17 protein-coding genes are annotated in these 20,197 nt (G+C 40.1%); 9 read left to right on the top strand and 8 right to left on the bottom strand.

Features of this window, described 5'->3' with window-relative positions:
- The first annotated feature begins 3 nt into the window (after positions 1-3).
- From H6G57_RS14325 to H6G57_RS14305, 5 genes are all read left to right on the top strand, one after another.
- Positions 4-1,530: a glycerol-3-phosphate dehydrogenase/oxidase gene (locus tag H6G57_RS14325; RefSeq protein WP_190519615.1), complete on the top strand. Its 1,527-nt coding sequence runs from the start codon at positions 4-6 to the stop codon at positions 1,528-1,530.
- Positions 1,531-1,573: 43 nt separating this feature from the next.
- Positions 1,574-2,581, top strand: a complete 1,008-nt coding sequence (locus tag H6G57_RS14320) for an NAD(P)-dependent oxidoreductase (protein WP_190519613.1) — start codon at positions 1,574-1,576, stop codon at positions 2,579-2,581.
- A gap of 44 nt (positions 2,582-2,625) precedes the next feature.
- Entirely contained in the window at positions 2,626-3,426 is an 801-nt protein-coding gene (locus tag H6G57_RS14315; RefSeq protein WP_190519611.1) for a DapH/DapD/GlmU-related protein, read from the top strand.
- Positions 3,413-4,357: an alpha/beta hydrolase gene (locus H6G57_RS14310; RefSeq protein ID WP_190519609.1), complete on the top strand. Its 945-nt coding sequence runs from the start codon at positions 3,413-3,415 to the stop codon at positions 4,355-4,357. Before H6G57_RS14315 ends, H6G57_RS14310 begins: the two co-directional genes overlap by 14 nt.
- Before the next feature lie 234 nt (positions 4,358-4,591).
- The gene (locus tag H6G57_RS14305) at positions 4,592-6,496 is read left to right on the top strand and encodes a DUF4038 domain-containing protein (RefSeq protein WP_190519607.1); all 1,905 of its coding nucleotides are present in this window, start codon (positions 4,592-4,594) and stop codon (positions 6,494-6,496) included.
- Between the two features lie 8 nt (positions 6,497-6,504).
- On the opposite strand, the gene H6G57_RS14300 is transcribed toward H6G57_RS14305, so the two are convergent.
- Entirely contained in the window at positions 6,505-7,029 is a 525-nt protein-coding gene (locus H6G57_RS14300; RefSeq protein WP_190519605.1) for a GerMN domain-containing protein, read from the bottom strand.
- A gap of 127 nt (positions 7,030-7,156) precedes the next feature.
- Here H6G57_RS14300 and H6G57_RS14295 point away from each other — a divergent pair, with 127 nt between their 5' ends.
- On the top strand, positions 7,157-8,149 hold the full coding sequence (locus tag H6G57_RS14295) for an aspartate carbamoyltransferase catalytic subunit (RefSeq protein WP_190519603.1): 993 nt from the start codon (positions 7,157-7,159) through the stop codon (positions 8,147-8,149).
- 20 nt (positions 8,150-8,169) lie between these two features.
- Here H6G57_RS14295 and H6G57_RS14290 read toward each other — a convergent pair whose 3' ends face one another.
- The 7 genes from H6G57_RS14290 to H6G57_RS14260 all read right to left on the bottom strand — a co-directional run bounded on the left by H6G57_RS14290 (position 8,170) and on the right by H6G57_RS14260 (position 16,323).
- Positions 8,170-8,553, bottom strand: coding sequence for a response regulator (locus tag H6G57_RS14290; protein ID WP_190519601.1), 384 nt, complete (start codon positions 8,551-8,553; stop codon positions 8,170-8,172).
- A gap of 2 nt (positions 8,554-8,555) precedes the next feature.
- Positions 8,556-9,749: a sigma-54-dependent Fis family transcriptional regulator gene (locus tag H6G57_RS14285; protein WP_190519599.1), complete on the bottom strand. Its 1,194-nt coding sequence runs from the start codon at positions 9,747-9,749 to the stop codon at positions 8,556-8,558.
- Between the two features lie 150 nt (positions 9,750-9,899).
- The gene (locus tag H6G57_RS14280; RefSeq protein WP_190519596.1) at positions 9,900-11,324 is read right to left on the bottom strand and encodes an ABC transporter substrate-binding protein; all 1,425 of its coding nucleotides are present in this window, start codon (positions 11,322-11,324) and stop codon (positions 9,900-9,902) included.
- A 92-nt stretch (positions 11,325-11,416) separates the two neighbouring features.
- Entirely contained in the window at positions 11,417-12,481 is a 1,065-nt protein-coding gene (locus tag H6G57_RS14275) for a PstS family phosphate ABC transporter substrate-binding protein (RefSeq protein ID WP_190519594.1), read from the bottom strand.
- A 207-nt stretch (positions 12,482-12,688) separates the two neighbouring features.
- Positions 12,689-14,080 carry a serine/threonine-protein kinase gene (locus tag H6G57_RS14270; protein ID WP_190519593.1) on the bottom strand — a complete coding sequence of 464 codons (1,392 nt, stop codon included), beginning with the start codon at positions 14,078-14,080 and terminating at the stop codon, positions 12,689-12,691.
- A gap of 122 nt (positions 14,081-14,202) precedes the next feature.
- Positions 14,203-15,237: a LysR family transcriptional regulator gene (locus H6G57_RS14265; RefSeq protein ID WP_190519591.1), complete on the bottom strand. Its 1,035-nt coding sequence runs from the start codon at positions 15,235-15,237 to the stop codon at positions 14,203-14,205.
- 96 nt (positions 15,238-15,333) lie between these two features.
- Positions 15,334-16,323 carry a LysR family transcriptional regulator gene (locus tag H6G57_RS14260; protein WP_190519589.1) on the bottom strand — a complete coding sequence of 330 codons (990 nt, stop codon included), beginning with the start codon at positions 16,321-16,323 and terminating at the stop codon, positions 15,334-15,336.
- A gap of 131 nt (positions 16,324-16,454) precedes the next feature.
- Between H6G57_RS14260 and H6G57_RS14255 the strand changes: the two genes are divergently transcribed.
- The 3 genes from H6G57_RS14255 (at position 16,455) to H6G57_RS14245 (ending at position 19,909) form a co-directional block, all read left to right on the top strand.
- Positions 16,455-17,168, top strand: coding sequence for an NnrU family protein (locus H6G57_RS14255; protein ID WP_190519587.1), 714 nt, complete (start codon positions 16,455-16,457; stop codon positions 17,166-17,168).
- Positions 17,169-17,216: 48 nt separating this feature from the next.
- Positions 17,217-17,594: a co-chaperone YbbN gene (locus H6G57_RS14250; protein ID WP_190519585.1), complete on the top strand. Its 378-nt coding sequence runs from the start codon at positions 17,217-17,219 to the stop codon at positions 17,592-17,594.
- A gap of 260 nt (positions 17,595-17,854) precedes the next feature.
- On the top strand, positions 17,855-19,909 hold the full coding sequence (locus tag H6G57_RS14245; RefSeq protein ID WP_190519584.1) for an NAD(P)H-quinone oxidoreductase subunit 5: 2,055 nt from the start codon (positions 17,855-17,857) through the stop codon (positions 19,907-19,909).
- Positions 19,910-20,197 lie beyond the last annotated feature (288 nt).

The raw sequence follows: 20,197 nt of genomic DNA, 5'->3' as shown, positions 1-20,197 counted from the left end.
ACCATGACAACAATTACTCGAAACCTATCAACCGCAGCCCAATCCTCCTATGATGTGATTATTATTGGTGGAGGAATTTATGGTGCGATGCTGACCTTAGAAGCGGCTCGAAGAAATCTGCGAACACTCTTAATTGAAAAAGCCGATTTTGGTGGGGTAACCAGTTACAATAGTCTCCGCATTGTTCATGGGGGATTTCGGTATTTACAAACCTTAGATTTACCTCGATTTTATGAATCTGTTGGAGAACGGAAATGGTTTCTTAAAACCTTTCCTGAATTAGTCAAACCCCTCTCCTGTTTAATGCCTTTATATGGCAAAGGATTACGTCGTCCTCCGATTTTATTAACGGCTTTAAAACTCAACGATACTCTATCTTTTACTCGAAACCAAGGCATTCGTCCTGACCGTCATTTACCCCCCGGAAAAGTCATCAAAACCGAAAAAGTGAAAGCCATTTTTCCGAATGTTGATTCTGAAGGATTAAAAGCTGGAGCCATTTGGTATGATGCCTGTATGCCCGATTCTCAACGGTTGGTAATAGGGGCTTTACGTTGGGCTTGTTCCTTGGGAGCAACGGCGTTAAACTATGTAGAAGCTCAGGATTTGTTAAAAGTTAATCAAACGGTTTCTGGGGTTGTAGCGCGAGATCAATTAACCGGAGAAACCCACGAATATCAAGGAAAAATTGTGGTGAATGCTGCTGGCCCCTGGTGTCGAGAATTAGCGGCGAATTTTGATCAAGAGGTTCCCAATTTATTCTATAAATCGATTGCTTGGAATATCCTTTTTGATCGAGAAACTTTATCCGATTTTGCGTTAGCCATTGAACCTAAAAAACCCAACGCTCAAACCTATTTTCTCCACCCCTGGAAAGGACGATTATTAGCAGGAACCATTCATAACCCTTGGTTTAAAGATATTCAAGCCAACCCCAGACCCGACCCTTCAGAAATTAGCGAATTTATTGATAATCTTAATTTTGCTATTCCGGGGTTAAAGTTAAGTCAAAGCGAAATTCTTCGGGTGTTTTCCGGTTTACTTCCGGCGGAAGAACCTAATAGTAAAGAACTAGCGGTTCGGGAAGTGATTTTAAATCATGAAACCCTGCCTCAAGGTATCAAAGGTTTGTATAGTATTTCTGGGGTTAAATTTACAACCGCTCGTTTAGTAGCTGAAAAAACGATTCAGCAAATTTTCCCTCAACTTTCACCCGTTGATGCAACAGAAATTGCACCCGCAGAAGCACAGCGTCCCCAAGGGTTGTATGATTATCATTGGTATCCTCAACCGGAACTCACCGATTGTTCCGAGGAACTTAAGGATATTATTGAAAATGAAGCGGTACAGCATTTAGATGATTTAATTCTGCGTCGCACCAGCTTAGGAGATAATCCCCAACGGGCGTTAAAAATTGCCCCTATGATTTGTAAACTGTTTAATTGGGATGATTCAAAATCTAAACAAGAAATTCAACGTTTAGAAGACTTTTATCAACGGTGTGGAATGGCAGAATTGGCTAAAATCTAATCGAAAAATTCAGTTTTTAATAGGATTTAGAGGAGGAAAATTAATGAAAGCTTTAGTGACAGGGGCGAACGGATTTACAGGCAGTTATCTGACCAAACATTTACTTGATAAAGGCTATCAAGTCCGCGTCTTAGTGCGTAAAAATTCTAATCAAAGTGCCTTAGAAGGATTATCCATTGAATATTTCTTTGCTGATATTGCCGATGATAATCCCTTGGATGATTCGGTGATGGAGGGGGTGGATGTGGTTTATCATATTGCGGCATTATATCGGGCAGAAAATGTACCCAGAGAATATTTTTGGGATGTAAATGTTAAGGGAACTCGTAAAGTTTTAGAAGCCGCGAAAAAAGCCAATGTTAAACGGTTTGTTCATTGCAGTACCGTTGGAGTTCAGGGGGAAATTAAAAACCCTCCCGCTAAAGAAGAAGATCCCTATTCACCCGGAGATTATTATCAAGAATCTAAAATGGATGGGGAACTGTTGGCGTTAGATTTCTTTAAAAAAGAAAATTTAGCCGGGTCTGTGGTGCGCCCTGTGGGTATTTATGGCCCTGGAGATTTACGGTTTCTCAAACTGTTTAAATATATCTACAGTGGCAAATTTAAAATGATTGGCAGTGGGGAAGTTCTCTATCATTTGACCTATGTGGAAGATTTAGCCGCCGGAATTGCATTGGCGGGAGAAAAAGAAGCCGCAATTGGTGAAATTTTCACCATTGGTGGGAATGAATTTGTCACGTTAAATCAATTGGTTCAAAAAATTGCGGATATCTATAATAAACCCGTTTCTAAGTTTAAAATTCCCGTTTGGCCGGTTTGGTGGGCGGGTTATTTATGCGAACTAATTTGTTTACCTTTTAATATTTCTCCCCCGATTTATCGCCGTCGGGTTGATTTCTTTATTAAAGACCGGGCGTTTGATATTTCTAAAGCTAAAAAATTATTAGGTTATGAGCCTAAAGTTCCCTTAGATGAAGGGTTAAGAAAAACAGCATTATGGTATAAAGATTCTGGGTTATTAGAATCATCATCCGCCCTGAAATCTTAGTTTGTACTCCTTTAGTTGGGTGGGCATTGCCCACCTTATAGATCATGACTGAAACTCGCCAAATTATTAATAAAGTTTCTTTATCTGAACAACTGAATCAATCGGAATCATCCTTATTAAAACGCTATCAAATGAAAGCGTTAGGAACGAATGATTTAGGGCATTTTATTCAATATGAATTGGCTAACTTTTTCTTGGGAAATTTATCGGGAGCGTTTGGTTATGTGGCTCGAAAATCCGCTTATAAAGGATTATTTAAAAGTACGGGTGGCGGGATTATTTTAGGCAAAGGAATTGTGTTACGTCATCCCAAAAAAGTAACGTTAGGCGACCGAGTAGCCATTGATGATTATGTTTTAATTGATGCCAGTGGTGCAGGCGATGAAGGCATTGATTTAGGAGATGATGTGATTATTTCTCGTAATTGTGTGATTCAAGGGAAAATTGGGGGAATTTCCATTGGCAAAAAAACCGATTTAGGCTGTAATACAATTTTATCTTCGAGTGGGGGAATTTCTATTGGATCTTCGGTTTTAATTGCGGGTAACTGTTATATTGGAGGGGGCAGATATATCACAGACCGTCTGGATATTCCCATGATGGAACAAGGGGTGTTTACACGAGGAAAAATTACCATTCAAGATGATGTTTGGTTGGGAGCAAGTTCAGTGGTTTTAGATGGTGTTAAAATTGGTAAAGGCTGTATTATTGGAGCCGGAGCCGTGGTCACAAAAGATTTACCTGATTATGCTATTGCTGCGGGTGTTCCTGCCAAAATTATTAAAATGCGAACGGAAACCAACGATGTTGTAAATCCACCTTCTAACCATCATGCCACAACCTAAATTATATTCTTTTCTTGCCCAAACCTATCCTCAAGTTAAACCGTTATATCAATTGTTGAGATATCGTTATCATCAACTTGACTTGTTCAAACACTCATCTTTTAAAAAACTACAATCTATTCCTTATAAACCTACAAAAATAGTCTCTTTTCTGGCTGGCAATTTCCAATTAAAAGGAGATTTATATATTCCTGAAAATGCGGATACCGCTCCTACGTTAATTCTGTTACATGGGTCTTCGATTTTAGGTCGCAAATTGCCAATTATGCTGGCTCTCGCTCAAGGGTTTCAAAAGCAAGGATATCGGGTTTTTGCCTTTGATCTTCGCGCTCATGGAGAATCTGAACAACCTAAAACTTATACAACAGATGCCTTTAATTTTGCTCAGGATGTCACCGCAGCTATTGATTATTTAAAGGTTAATTTTCCTAGCCAAAATTCAGAAATTTATGTTTTAGGACATTCCTTTGGAGGCGGTGTAACAATGGCGGCTCAAGCTCAAGATTCTCGAATTTCTAAAGCAGTTGTTTTCGCACCTCCCCGTCGGTTAAAAGAACGATTTTTAAATCGTGAAGCGCGAGAAAAAGAAAAGTTAATGTTTCGTTGGCAAATTGATATGCAGCTTCCTAAACCCCTAGAATTTTCTTTTTGGAAACCCGTAATGGAAGCTTTAGATATCGAAACTTATTTACAGGATTTTACCCAACCTCAACATATTCCTTTATTACTGATCGATGCTGAATTTGAACCTGCTGAAGATTTAGAATTTTTAAGAAATTTATCTGAAAAAATGCTTCCTCCTGTTGAGTATTGGACAGTTGCAAAGGCCGATCACTATTTGAATACGGGGTTAATTTTGAATGCTTCCTTTGTTCAAGGAACAGCGATCGCAACTTTTGTTAATTTTGTAGATAATTGGTTAAAAAGCTGACTAATATCATGATTGAACTTCTATTTTTAGGTGCAACCCTAGCTAGTGTTTATTTAGCAAGTGATTTAGTTCGTCGATTCGATCAATCTAAATTTCCGGCTAAAATCATTTCTTAATGTTTCCCTGTCCTTAATTATTTGTTTACACCCTTCAAAAGTCTTTAATTCTCTCGAAAAATTGCACCTTAGTATATAATCAGTTAAAATTTACTTTAGAGCAAAAAAACGACCAATTATGAGAAATTTCCTAAAATTTTATTCCGTCTGTCAATTCGTTATTTTCAACGGAGTTTTAATCAGTTCAATCCTGGCTTGTCGTCCAACTCCAGAAGCCAATTCTCAGTCAGAAACGCGGTTAGAACCTATCAATTATACTCCTGTCGTTAGTGCTGGTTTTTCCCAAGTGTTCCCGGCTAAAAAATCAGTTCAACTGCATGGAACAGTAACTTATTTAGGAGATTCAACTGCTCTAAAAACCCAATGGCAAAAAATTAGTGGCCCTGGAAACGTTACGTTTCAAAATGCTCAACTTCCGAACACAACCGTACAATTTTCTCAACCGGGAACTTATGTTTTAAAGCTAACTGCAAAGGCTGGAGAACAATCTAGCACGGATCAAGTCACGGTTCAAGTCAAGCCTGTTTCTCAAGCTCAAATTCCAGCGTTTAGTATTTTTGAACAGGGATTTAGCCATTCTGGAACTTATCAAAATCCTTACACCGAAGTTGAAGCAATCGCAACTTTAACAACTCCCAAAGGTGAAACTCAAAAAATCCCTTTATTTTGGGATGGGGGAACAACTTGGAAACTGAGATTTTCGCCGAATCTTGAAGGCATTTGGAAATGGTCTGTTCAGTCCAATGATGGGGGATTAAATAACAAATCAGGGTCTTTTAAAACCATTGCCGCCAAAAGTAAAGGTGGAATTCAAGTTAATCCTCAATATCCCCATCATTTTATCTATCAAGATGGAACTCCGTTTTGGTTATTAGGGGATACCCAGTGGACATTATTTAATAATAATCCTCAAGAAAACTTAGATCGCAACGCAGTTAAACAATATATTGATACACGCGCCAAACAAGGATTTAATTTTATCCATTCTAACGTAATGTCTCTGTCTCGAAATGAAGGGGGATCTGCCTTTGATAATATCTCCGAAGAAACGTTAAATCCCGGTTATTGGCAAGAAGTTGACTCTCGGATCAAATCCTTAAATCAAAACGGAATCACCTCTATGTTATTCTTAACTTGGTCAAAAGATGGCGTTTCCAAAAATGATTGGAGAGCCTTTCCTAATGAAGCAGCACGGTTGCGATATGCTCGTTATATTGTAGGTCGTTATAGTGCGTTTAATGTTGCCTTTACCGTTGCGGGAGAATGGAATGAATATGGCGATAAATCTATGTATGAACAGATTGCCCAAGAAATTTTAAAATTTGATCCCCATCAACGATTAATTGGTATTCACCCCGGAGAATTAAGCTATAGTGTAGCTGAATTTGCAGAAAAAGATTGGATGTCTTTTGCAGATTATCAACAGAACTATACTCAATTACATCAACGAGTTTTAGATCAACTTAAGTATAATAAACCTGTAGTTAATTCAGAATATGCCTATTATTTACGAGATCAAAATGAGGATGGAAAAGTTGATAAACCCAATAGTGCCTCTTTAGATGAAATTCGCCATTCAAGTTGGGATATTGTCATGGCGGGTGGCTATTTTATCACAGGTTGGGGAACTACTTATTTTGGAGGAATTCGTGAGCCGGGGCCTTTTAATGTAAATGATCCGAAAAATGATGATTGGGAAGCACAAGTTCAACACATTCCTAAACTGTTTAAAACTTTAGATTGGTGGAAATTTAAACCCATAGACCGACGCATTAAAGGAGAGGGAACCCATTATCTATTAGCCAACGACGATCAACAGTTTATTGTTTATGTTCGGGATACGAACAAACCCCTCTCCTTAGACTTGGAATCAGATACAACGGTTTCCTATACCCTTCAAGTTTATAATCCTCGGTTGGGTCAATTTTCTGATCTTCCGAATTTTACAGGAACAAATGCCATTCAGCTAAAGCCTCCAACTGACGAAGATTGGATATTTGTTTTAAAAAAAATCAACAAATGAAGTCGTTTTTATAAGGTAATTTCTTCTCCCTGTTCTGTAAAAATGACATCATTAATTTGCCAGTCAGGATTACTGGTAATCGTTTGGCGTAAACTCCCAAATAACGCTAATTGTTCACAACTCGATAAAGAATTGAACGTCCGTTCAGCCGTTGTAGGAACCCGAAAATCAATCGTGACAATTTGTTGATTTTTATCGGTATTTATGCGATAATTTAAGGGAAAATCAGAACTACTTTGTTGTTCTAAAACCTCAGAAATTGCGGTTTCTAAGGCTTGTTCTTTAGGAACCGTAATTTGACGAGGAACTAACTCAGAACATTGATTATCGACCTGATAAATCGTTACAGAAACGGTGTTAGCCGGGGAAAGAGCTTGTTTTTGAGGTTCAGGTGGGGTTGAAGGAGAAATTGTGGCTTCAGGAGAGGCTTGCGGTTGAGTTGGGGTGTCAACAGGAGGAGTACCACAACTGCTTAAGCTAAGAATAGTAACGCCAACGAGACAACGAGTTAAAAAATGTTGGATACGGTTCATGGTTTAAAGTGGATTCTGAAAATAACAATTACCTTATTATTCAAGGCTTGCGATTCCTATTCCGTTTTGAACCAGCACCTAGTATGATTAAATGTTGGATCAAAATCCTCATCATTTTGGATTGACAATGGCTACTGCTCCCTGGACTCGCCGTCATATTTTATCCTTAGCTGATTTTACGGCGACGGAATATAACACAATTTTGCAAACAGCAACAAGCTTTCAAGAAGTGTTAGGTCGTCGTACTAAAAAAGTTCCGGCTTTACAAGGTCAGGTGGTGGCAAATTTATTTTTTGAACCGTCAACTCGCACTCGGAATAGTTTTGAACTCGCGGCTAAACGACTCTCCGCAGATACCTTAAATTTTGCGCCGGGAACCTCTTCTCTAACGAAAGGCGAAACAATTCTTGACACTGCTAAAACCTATTTAGCGATGGGAACGGATATGATGGTAATTCGTCATAAGGAAGCTGGAGTTCCCTTTGCGATCGCGGCTGAATTAGACCGTTTAAATGCTAAAGTAGCGGTGTTGAATGCGGGAGATGGTCAACACGAACATCCGTCTCAAGCATTATTAGATTTATTCACAATTTGCCGAACCCTTGACTCTGAGCAACCCAAAATTGAATTATTACAAGGTAAAAAAATAGCGATTGTTGGAGACATTTTACATTCCAGGGTAGCCCGTTCTAATATTTGGAGTTTAACCGCAACCGAAGCCGAATTACATTTAGCAGCACCTCCAACGTTATTACCCGAACTATTTGCAGAATTTGGCAAAAATCGCCCCGGAAAATTGTTTTTACATTGGGATTTAGAACCCGCTTTAGAAAATGCCGATTTTGTCATGACGTTACGGTTACAAAAGGAACGGATGACCGCCCATTTATTACCCAGTTTACGCGAATATCATCAATTATTTGGCATCACCCATGAACGGTTAAAATCCTGTAAACCGGATGTTAAAATATTACATCCAGGGCCAGTGAATCGAGGGGTAGAATTAAGTTCAGAATTAATGGATGATCCAGAATTAAGTTTAATTTCTCAACAAGTGACCAGTGGAATAGCAGTGAGAATGGCACTGTTATATTTAATTGGAGGAGGGAAATTAAATTAAACTGAAGCTGGTGAATCTTCCTATTTTAGTGAACTTTCATAAGCAGATTCTATTATTGTTAATAACTCCAAAATGTCAAAGGGTTTAGAAATAAAATGGGTAATTCCCATAGATAAAGCCAGATCTTTTAGATCACCGTAACCTGTGGCTAATACTACTGTTTGTTTAATCCCTTTTAATTGAAGTTGTTGATACACTTCTACCCCCGTTAATTCGGGCATTCTATTATCTAAAATCAATAAATCAGGTTTTTCCTTAAGCGTTATTTCTATTGCTTCCTTCCCATCCTGAGCTTCCTTAACCTCCCATCCTTCATCTGCCAGAATCAATGCCAACATTGTTCTACTATCAATATCATCATCAGCAATCACGACTTTCCGCGTTCTGATATTCTGATTATTCATTTCTAAGTCCTGTTAATAGGTAGATAAAAAAACTGTAACTGGGGTGCTGATGCAGCAAGTTGAAGGGCTGAAATCGCCATAAAACTGACTTTAACTAACTCCAAATCCGAGGTTTTATTAACCACCAATTCTACTTTTCCACCCTTCCCTGCCTGTTCAAAGGCTTGGAGAAAATAACGCAGGAGATAACGTAAAAGGCTTCTAGGATCACCCATAACTATGATAGGCTCGTCCCATTGGGTAACAATTTCTACCTGACGGATAGCCACTTCCGTGGAGAGAAGATCAATTAAATTGGAGATCTGATCTGTGAGTGACACCGGCTGAACTCTGCCCATCTCAAAAGATGCGAGATTTCGCCAAATTTCGGCCCGACGACGAAACAGTTCAATTGAGTCTTCAGCCTGTCTTACCAATTGCATCGCATAGTCTAAACGGTTAACCGCTACCATCCGTGATACCACTTCAAGTTTTAACCGGGCTGCATGATGGGCTTGAATGATATCCTGACGTAAATCTTCCAATGGCTGATATTCATCAGGATTAGACTTTAATACACGACGAACATCTTTTTCTAAGTTGGCGCTCAATAAGTCCGCTTCAACGCCGTGAGAGGCACAGAGCAATATCTCTTTGAGCCTTTGTCCAGCATCTGCACAACGCATAGAGATACTGAGCACACCAATAATTTCCTGTTTGTCATTCCGCAAAGGAATTCCTTGACAGGTGAATGGATGAAACCCCTCAATAAAATGCTCGGCGCTAATAATTTCTACATAATCTGCTTCTGCTAGGGGTGTACCAATTCCATTCGCACCTGCGACAGATTCTGATAACCAAGAACCCGGTTCTGGAAAAGCTTCTGTCCCGTGTACAGTCTGCTGGTCACCGACGACATCCAGTAAGAGTGCTTGGTTATCACTCAACATAACAGCATGACGTTCTGTACCCGCCGCCTGTGAGAGCATACGGATGTAAGGTTTAGCCAATTGCATCAAATCACTATTTTTTGTGATTAGATGTTCGGTATCTGAACGGGATAGTTTTTCCGCTTGGAGCGCATAGGGGTTAGCTCCTTGCAAATGTGAGCGCTCCCAAGCTCGATAAATTTTTGAGCGCAACATCCGAGACGGAATGGCTCCAGTGGATTTGTAGATGCGTCCGGCTTCTAATACATCATTGTGGGAAGCTGTCATTTTTCTTGGCTGATCCTTTTTCTTGAAGGTTAACTCACTTCCCGCACGACTCAATTACTGCTAACCTAGACGGTTTTCGTCTGCAATCATCATAAGCCTAATCCTACTCATCTTTACCTATTGCCTATTATCCATTGCTTCGGGATCATATTAACGAACGGGAATAAAATCATAACCAAATCCTGAACGATTTCCGGGTTCAACCTTGACTAATTGTAAGGGTTGATTGCGATCGCCAGATGGTAAAAAACGAATCACTCCCGTTGCTCCTTCTGGTGTAAAATCTGAGGCAGAAAGGGCTTCTTGAACCCCGGTTCTAGTCGGATTTTTACTAATCGCAGTGATTAAAGCTTTTGTCGCATCATAAGCTGTTGCAGTGCGCCAGTTAACATCTCCTCCCCAGAGTTGATTTGCGGCTTGAGCAAACTCAGAATTAGGGTTAGCTAAAATATGCCAAGGAATAGCAATCACCATCCCCATTGTATCACTTCCTACCTTCAAAGTTTCCGGTCGATATAAACTATCTCCCCCTAATAAAGGTAACTGTTTGCGATTAGTTCGTACCACTTGTAACGCTTGTTCAATGGTTGAAGAGTCAGGGGTTAAAACAATAGCTTCTGCTCCTTGTTGACGAGCTTGTTCTAAGGCTTGAGTTGGATTAAAGTTGGGTTGAGCAATATCAAAAACCGTGACAACTTCTCCCCCATCTCCACTGAATGCGGTTGTAAATTCTGTTTGTAAAGAACTACTATAATCATTGGCACTATTAAAAAAGAGAACTGCTTTTTTTAAGTTTAATGTATTTAACAGATATCGGGCTAAGGTACTTCCTGCAAAGCGATCGCTGGGAACAGTTCTAAAAATAAAGTCTCCTGCATTAGAAATGGCTGTGGAGGTACTGGTAGGAGAAATCAAAACTAATTTTCCCGCTTCATAAATGGGTGCTGCTGCTAAAGTTGTATTACTGCCAAAATGACCAATTACCCCTAAAACTTCAGAATTATTAACTAATTTTTTAGCAATTTCTTGAGCGAGTTCAGGACTATTATCATCATTAACAATAATCACATTTAATAATTTTCCACCTAACCCTCCTGCTTGATTGACTTCTGTTTGAGCTTGAGCAACGCCTCTTAAAATTTCTTGGGCGGTATTCACTGAAGTGCCAATGGGAATCGAGACGGCAATGGTAGAATAGGATTGATTATTTTGGAGAATTTGAGCATTATTTCTATAAATTAACGCTTCAGGATCATTTTTATTTTGTTGTAAAGCCGCATTAAACTGTTGAACAGCATTCTGATATTGACCCGCAGCTAAAGCCGTTGTACCTCCTTGTTTTAGAGCTAAATCTCCTGACGGAATTAAAACTTTTTCTCCTTGACTGATGCGAGTTTCAATCGTTTGATTAGAAGAAGAGGTTGAGGCAGAGTTTCCAGAGGGGGATGGAAGGGAATTTTGATTGAATAGGGAAGAAGAAGAAGGCTTAAAAAATAAAAAATAACCGCCGCCTAATAATGCTCCTGTAATTATAAGGGCTAAGATAAAGATTAGAGATTCATTTTTTTGAGACATGGGATTTTAAAGGGTATAATTTTTTTTAAAATTAAAGCTTATCCTCTATTTTAACAGCTTTAGGAATTTTTAACCCCTACAGAAAGCTCGGCTTAATAGATTTTAATAAATCCCAATTCTTCGATTAAATCTTGACCTTGAGAGGTTAATAAAAGTTGACTGTAGGCTTCTCCGGCTTGTTGATCTATAGGGTTATTCTGTTTAACAATAATAAATAAACGTCGGGTTAGAGGATAGTCTCCTGTTCTAAAGACCGCAGGATTAATTTGATTACGTTGTTGAGGACAAGCTTCAGGAGGAATTAACGGGTGTTGATACGGTTGAACTAAAGTATCGGGTGTTAAACCAATAGCGATAGGTTTAATAGTACATTGTGCGACCACTTCCGGCGCAGACGCATAATAAATTCCCCCCGGATGATTAGCAATTGCTCTTAAGGCTTCTGTGGTCGTCGGAATCAATTTTACAGCATTTCCTAATTTTTCTCCTCCTAATACATTTGCTATAAAAAATTCTGTTGTTCCCCCCGATTCTTGAGGACGAGAATAAGCAAAAATTGGAATATTTTCGCCTCCGAGTTGATTCCAATTATCAACTTGACCTGTATAAATTTGTTTTAATTGATTAATTGTTAACCCTGGAATCTTTAAATTAGGATTAACAGCTACCACAATTCCATCAATAGAAATCGGAATTTCTTTTAAATTTAATCCCCGTTGTCTGGCTTGTTGATATTCAGATTCTAGCAATGATCGGGAAGATTCAGCAAAGGTAATTTGATTTTCAATTAATAATTTAATTCCACTCCCTGAACCGGGAGATTGACTAGGATCTTGGAAATATCTTAATTGAAATTGAGGAAAAACAGTTTGAATTTGTGAATTAATAACTTTACGCAGGGGTGCAAAGGTGGTACTTCCCCCGTAAGTAAAAAGTCCATTCGGAACATTAGGAACTTCTGCAAAGGTTTTAAAATGTGTTGCTGAAGATTGAATGGGTGTCGAGTTGGGGGTAGGAGAAGCAGAAGGAGAGGAATTAGAATTGAAGAGGTTTGATAAACTCATATTGCGGCTAAACCACCACAGTCCCCCGGTTATTAATCCACCGCTAATCAGTAAGGCTAAGATTAAAGTTGTAGCATCATTTTTTTGAGCCATAAATTTAAGGGATTTCAGGTATTAAGGAGAATTTTAGCACTTTTGGAGAATTCTATAGCAATTCTAAATGAATTGTACACTCATAATGATATCAAGATTATTAACCCTAAAAAATGGGTACAAATTCCGTGTTTAGGGGCGAGGCGTGCCTCGCCCCTACGATTATTCATTTTTGTTTTATTTAGTCTAGTTTTTGTCATCCTAGGTTTATAAAATTCGTTTAAGAATCAGATAAACTAACCGAAATAAAGCCGTAACAGCCACAGCGAATATAGCTGTTATTAAAGGAACTATGGTTAAAATCACATAAAAATTGAGTTTTAATAAAATAAAATATAAAATTCCCACCGAAATAAAAGGGATAATAATAAAATCAATTCCTCTTTCAATCCAATGGTGATATTGAGCCAATATTAATCCACTTAAACCGACTAAAATTACAACTAATAGTAGAATAGGGTTAATATTAAAAACCTTGAACAAGGCAAATCCTAAGCTACTAAAAACCCCTAATTCAAACCCAGTAAACGCCGCACCCGATAGCAGTTCTAAGGGAGAAGCAAAACGATTACTGACAGCAGGTTGTAGTTGGGTTGTGCCCGGAGAAACCGCAGGAGAGGGAACTGGAGAAGGTTGAGGAATCGCTAGAATAGAAGGGGGATTTAAAGCGCTTAAAACTTGGGGGGCGGAACCAAAGCGATCGCTCGGTGTCGGTAATAACATTTTATCTAAAATTGCAGCTAATTCATCGGAAACCGAAACAAATTGTTTCCACTTCCATTGATCACTATAACTATCAAATAACTCTTGGGGTTCTTTTCCGGTTAATAATACCAAACAAGTCGCCGCCAACGCATATAAATCCGTTGAAGGAAAGACCGTATATCCTCGCATTTGTTCAGGGGGAGCGAACCCTAATGAATAAATTCCCGTCGAGGTTCCCCCCGGACTTTGGGTAACTTGTTTCACCGCCCCAAAATCTAATAAATGCAAACGACCTTGGCGATCCCGCATAATATTAGACGGTTTAATATCTCGATGAATCACATCATGATCATGAACAAATTCCAGAATTTTGAGAATTTCTTCTAACACTTCTTGAACTTCTGCTTCTGAGAATTGACCTTTTGCAGCGAGTTCCGTTTCTAAGTTTTCGCCATTAATATATTCTTGAACAATATAAAAAAACTGTTGGGGTTTTGAAGAATGCCATCCGGGTGCTTCTAAGGGAAAATAAGCAAATAAATCGGGAATTTGGGGATGTTTATTACCCAACTGTTCTAACACATGAGCTTCTCGTTCAAAGAGCATTTGTGCGGTTGCTAATTGTTGAGGATTAAAATCCGAGGAAGGTTGAAATTGTTTAACAACACAATATTTAAGGGTGGGAGATCGACGATCTTTGGCTAGAAATGCCGTCCCAAATCCTCCTTTTCCTAATAATCTTTCTGGGAGATACCGACCATCTAAAATTAACGGCATTCCACAGGTTGTACAAAATTTTTGCTGCACCGTTTTGAGGGTCATTTGATCCTCTAAATCTGTAAAATTATTGCGATCAGCACCCAAACAACCGGGACGAGTACAGTAAAGTTTCATAGGATTCTGCTGAAATAGGGAACAGGAAATCGTTGTTACTTTTCCATTTTTTGATAAAAATAATGATCATTCAGGATGCTGTTTTAAAAGGAGATTTCGGAAAACCCTAGCAATTTTCAGAATTAAAGTTCTCGTTCCTGGGGATCGTTTAAATCAGAAGGGGGAATAAAGGTGTCAAACGCTGTCGATTTTTTAGCTGCATTTTGAGAAAACTCTTGAGTGTTTAACATCCAATCTTCGGGGGTAAATAACGGTAAAATATCCCGACTAAAGGCTTCAGCCGCTTTGGATTGATAACGATTAGGATTAACAATAACTGAAAGCATCCGTTTGACCACAACATCTTCAATTATAACTCGGTGTAAAACGTTCATTTGTAGTTCTTTTTCAATCGCTGAAGTCGAAACAAATGCAGCCCCTAATCCCGCTTGTACGGTATTTTTAATTGCTTCAATAGAATTTAACTCCATTTCCACTTTCAGACAACGGGGGTCAATTTCACATCGGGTTAAAACTTGATCAATGACTTTGCGGATGGTAGACTGAGAATCCAAAGCAATAAATTGCAGTTGATACAAATCTTCTTTTTGAATTGTATTTAATTGGGCGAAGGGATGGGACGGAGGAATAATTAAGGCTAATTCATCTTCAACATAAGGTTGAATGGTTAACGCATCTTGTAATTCTGGTGGAACTTCTCCGCCAATAATGGCTAAATCAATTTGTCCATTCGATACACTCCAAGCCGTTCTTCGAGTTGAATGAACGTGTAATTGTACCGCCACATCAGGATATTTTTCTCGGAATAATCCAATCATGCGCGGGAGTAAATAGGTTCCGGTGGTTTGGGATGCACCGACAATTAATGTTCCCCCTTGAAGGTTTTGTAAATCCTCAATGGCGCGACAGGTTTCCTGACATAAACTCAGAATTTTTTCGCCATAATTCAAAAGTAGATGTCCGGCTTCTGTTAATTTAGCTCTTCGTCCTCCCCGATCAAATAAGGGAACACTTAACTGTCGTTCTAAATTTTGCACTTGTAAACTAATGGCGGGTTGAGAAACATATAAACTATCAGCCGCTCGCTTAAAACTTCCCTCAGCCGCGATCGCTTTGAGAATGCGTAATTGATCTAAGGTAAAAGGAACATCTGTCATTGTTAAAAAGGGTAGAAAATTTAGGTTAAAATCCTGTAGAAAATTAAAGCATTAGCTCAGGATTAAATCTCACCAGTTAGAAAAAATGGGATAAAATTAATCCGATAAAGGCAATGCCGTATAGTCCAGAGGATGCTGGATATCAATAGAATGTTGGTTAAAGTTAGGGCTGGCAAATTTAGGTAAAATTTCATTGGTAAACGCTTCAGCCGCCTTTGAGCGATAGCGATTGGGATTATAAATCACAGATAAGGTTCGTTTAACAATGACTTGATCAATTTTAACGCTTTGGATCACTCCCATTTGCAATTCTTTTTCAATGGCAGAGATAGACACGAACGCGACCCCTAATCCCGACTGAACGGCATTTTTAATCGCTTCAATAGAACTCAGTTCCATTTCTAATTTAAGCTGGGTGGTATCAATTCCACACCGCGTTAAAACTTGATCAATGACTTTACGAATGGTGGATTGAGAATCCAAAGTAATGAATTTTAACTGATATAAATCCTCTTTGAGAATGGTTTCTTGTTGGGCAAATTCATGGGAAGTTGGAACAATCAACGCCAGTTCATCCTCAGCATAGGGAACAATTTCCAACGCCTGAGTCAGTTCTGGGGCAATTTCACCCCCCACAATTGCCAAATCAATTTGTCCATTCACCACACTCCAAGCGGTGCGTCGCGTGGAATGAACGTGTAACTGTACCGAAACATCGGGGTATTTTTCCCGAAATAAACCGATCATCCGGGGAAGCAAATAAGTTCCGGTGGTTTGAGACGCCCCAATGATCAACGTTCCGCCCCGCAGATTTTGTAAATCGTCAATGGCGCGACAGGTTTCTTGACAGAGGGACAAGACTTTTTCACCATAACTGAGGAGCAGATGACCTGCTTCGGTCAGTTGAGCGCGACGTCCCCCCCGATCAAATAAGGGTACATTTAACTGTCGTTCCAAGTTTTGTACCTGGAGACTGACGGCTGGTTGGGAGACATACAAGCTATCAGCAGCGCGTTTAAAGCTGCCTTCAGCCGCAATGGCTTTGAGAATGCGTAACTGATCTAAAGTGAATGGAAGGTCAGACATATTCCTCAACCTCGGTAAAATCAGGAAGCGTGATGGCTGTTAGGTTTGGGGATCAAGTTCTTTCAGCATACTGCGGGATGATCTGTATTGAAATTAACTTTATTATCTAACTAAATCGAGAAGAGGTAAAAATGTCCGAGAATTGGCTGACTCCGAGCCATTTTGTCATGGTTGGGTTACTGTTGGGATTTGCGATCGCCCATAGTGGGTTAGCAGCATTACGGCCTTGGGGAGAAGGGAAAATTGGCCCGCGATTCTATCGAATTTTATTTGCGTTGGTGAGTATTCCCTTCGCCACCATTTTGATTATCTACTTTTTTAATCACCGTTACGATGGATTACAGTTGTGGTCTGTGCAGGATGTTCCCGTTGTTAAACCCATTGTTTGGGTGTTATCGGCGATTTCCTTTATTTTTCTCTATCCAGCCACCTTTAATTTGTTAGAAATTGCCGCCATTGCGAAACCGGAAGTTCATCTGTATGAAACGGGAATTATCAGGATTACCAGACATCCGCAAATGGTGGGTCAAGTGATTTGGTGTATCGGTCATACCCTGTGGATGGGAACCAGTTTCACTTTGTTAACCTCCCTAGGGTTAGTTTTACATCATTTATTTGCAGTTTGGCATGGCGATCGCCGTTTGTTCGCTCGTTATGGACAATCCTTTGAAACCGTGAAATCTCGGACTTCTATCATTCCCTTCTTAGCTATTGTCCAAGGTCGTCAAACCTTTGAATGGAAGGAGTTTTTTCGCTGGGCTTATTTAGGAGTTGGTCTTTTTATCCTCTTACTCTGGCAAGCTCATCCACTATTAATTCGTGCCACAGGTAACGTAGACTGGTAGCATGATCCCAGGGATATAAAAACATTCATTAATAAAATTCGAGGGATCATGCTATTGTCGGTCAGTGAGCAGATGTTTACGCAAGAAGTTCTCGAAGCTTCTACTCCCGTGCTTGTGCATTTTTGGGCGCCTTGGTGTGGACTGTGTAAGCTGATTATGCCTCAACTGCGTCAATTCCAAGAGGACTGGCGGGGCAAAGTCAAGCTGGTTGCTGTTAATGCAGATCAAAGTTTAAAATTAGCCACCACCTATCGCCTACAAACGTTGCCAACTTTGATTGTTTTTGATCGAGGCCAAGTGTTATATCGACTCGACCATTTCCAAGGACGAGAAGATTTACGTCGTAGTCTGGATACATTCATGGTGAGTTATCAAAATTGTCAACAAACTCGCCAAACCCAAGAAGTTTTACCCTTGGAAGCTTGAATCAGTTATCAGTTATCAGTTATCAGTTATCAGTTATCAGTTATCAGTTATCAGTTATCAGTTATCAGTTATTAAGGCAATACCTAACTCCAATCTTCTGTAAACCCTAGTCTATTGTTTGGTGAAGTCTGCCCTACACATCCTGAGTTAAGACTTCCTCAGAAAGATTTCAGGAATTTTTACCCATAAGGTTCATACTCTATGTCAAAATTATCAACAGTTTTGGCAAGTTCATTAAGAACTATAAAGTTGACATTGTTATGGAACCTCTCTATCAATATGCCTGGTTAATTCCCGTGTTGCCCCTATTAGGTGCAGCGCTGGTTGGAATTGGGCTAATTTCCTTCAACACCGCCACTAATAATTTGAGACAAGTTTGTTCAACCTTTCTCGTCTCGCTGTTAGGGGCATCAACGGTACTCGCTTTCGCCCTACTGTGGAGTCAACTCCAAGGTCACGCGCCCTACACTCATATCATTGAGTGGGCAGCAGCAGGGGACTTTAGACTGACGATGGGTTATACCATTGACCATCTAGCGGCGGTAATGCTGGCGATTGTAACGACGGTAGCATTTCTCGTCATGATCTATACCGATGGTTACATGGCTCATGACCCCGGTTATGTACGATTTTATGCCTATCTGAGTTTATTTAGTTCTTCCATGTTGGGGCTCGTGATTTGCCCGAACTTAATTCAGGTTTATATTTTCTGGGAACTGGTGGGGATGTGTTCCTACCTGTTAATTGGGTTCTGGTATGACCGCAAACCTGCCGCCGATGCTTGTCAGAAGGCATTTGTCACCAACCGGGTTGGAGACTTTGGCTTACTGTTAGGAATGTTAGGGATTTATTGGGCCACCAATACCTTTGATTTTGGCTTAATGGGAGAACGTCTCGAACACGCCGTCGAAACGGGTTCCCTCAGCATGGGTTTAGCAACCTTCTTGGGAGTATTAGTCTTTCTTGGCCCCGTTGCCAAGTCTGCCCAATTTCCCCTCCACGTTTGGCTTCCCGATGCCATGGAAGGCCCAACCCCAATTTCGGCATTAATTCACGCCGCCACGATGGTAGCCGCCGGAGTGTTTTTAGTCGCCCGGATGTATCCTGTGTTTGAAGGGTTCCCAACGGTGATGAATATCATCGCCTTTACGGGTTGCTTTACGGCCTTTTTGGGGGCAACTATTGCTTTAACCCAAAATGATATTAAGAAAGGGTTAGCGTATTCGACGATTTCCCAACTCGGTTACATGGTGATGGCGATGGGAGTGGGAGCTTACAGTGCGGGACTGTTCCACCTGATGACCCATGCTTATTTTAAAGCCATGTTATTCCTGTGTTCCGGCTCAGTCATTCATGGAATGGAAGCCGTTGTCGGACATGATCCGATTTTGGCTCAGGATATGCGTCTGATGGGCGGGTTACGCAAATATATGCCCGTTACCTCGGCTTGTTTTCTGATCGGAACCTTAGCGATATGCGGGATTCCGCCCTTTGCGGGTTTTTGGTCTAAGGATGAAATTCTGAGTAATGCCTTTGCCGCGAACCCGATGTTGTGGTTAGTCGGTTGGTTAACGGCTGGAATGACTGCCTTCTATATGTTCCGAATGTATTTCATGACCTTTGAAGGCAAATTCCGAGGCAATGATAACACGATTCAAAATAGTCTGTTAGCCGAAGCCAACGGCCCCCAATTTGCCTTTGGCCCTGGGGCAATGAACCCGGAAGAGTTAGCCCACAGTCATGATCACGGCCATAGCCATGATCCCCATGAGTCCCCCATTACCATGACCTTACCGTTAATGTTGTTAGCCGTTCCTTCAATCTTAATTGGGTTTGTGGGAACGCCATTTAATAATATTTTTGAGGTGTTTGTTCATGCTCCTGGGGAAAGTCTTAAACAAGTTCAGGAACATCTGGCGGAATTTGACTTAACGGAATTTTTGATTATGGCTGGAAGTTCCGTTGGTATTGCCTTAGTGGGGATTACGATTGCCTATTTAATGTATTTGGCAGGTAAAATTGATCCGGCTGCGATCGCCAAACAATACCAATCCCTCTACAATTTCTCGAAAAACAAATGGTATCTCGACGATATTAACGAGGTGCTATTCGTTCAAGGTAGCCGTCGGTTAGCCCGACAAGTGATGGAAGTAGACTATCGCGTTGTGGATGGGGCTGTTAACCTGACCGGGTTAGTGACTCTGGTTACGGGAGAAGGCTTAAAATACCTGGAAAACGGTCGAGCCCAATTCTACGCTCTGATTGTCTTCGTCGCCGTCCTCGGCTTTGTTGTGTTCTCAGGAATTACCGGATAAATCGTCGTAGGGGTGGGGTTGTCCCGCCCGTACCTGTCAACCGTCAACTCACACCTGAAATTAAGAAAGGTTTAATTTCTGTTCTAAATATTGATTCTTGTTTAACAATAGAAATCATAAATTTAGAAAGGAAAAAATTGAATCTTTCTCTCAACTTTACTTGATTAGAGGGAAGGTTAATTCAAAAGTTTTCCAGTTTTGGAACAACTAAGATTGATCTTCCCTTTAACGCTCTAAATTCTGAATTCTACAAATAAGGACTTCATTTACAGCATAAAATCGCACAAA

It is taken from the genome of Planktothrix sp. FACHB-1365 (assembly GCF_014697575.1).
GTDB lineage: Bacteria > Cyanobacteriota > Cyanobacteriia > Cyanobacteriales > Microcoleaceae > Planktothrix.
Note: the sequence above shows the minus strand (reverse complement) of the source record. Positions and strands in the feature narration are given on the sequence as shown.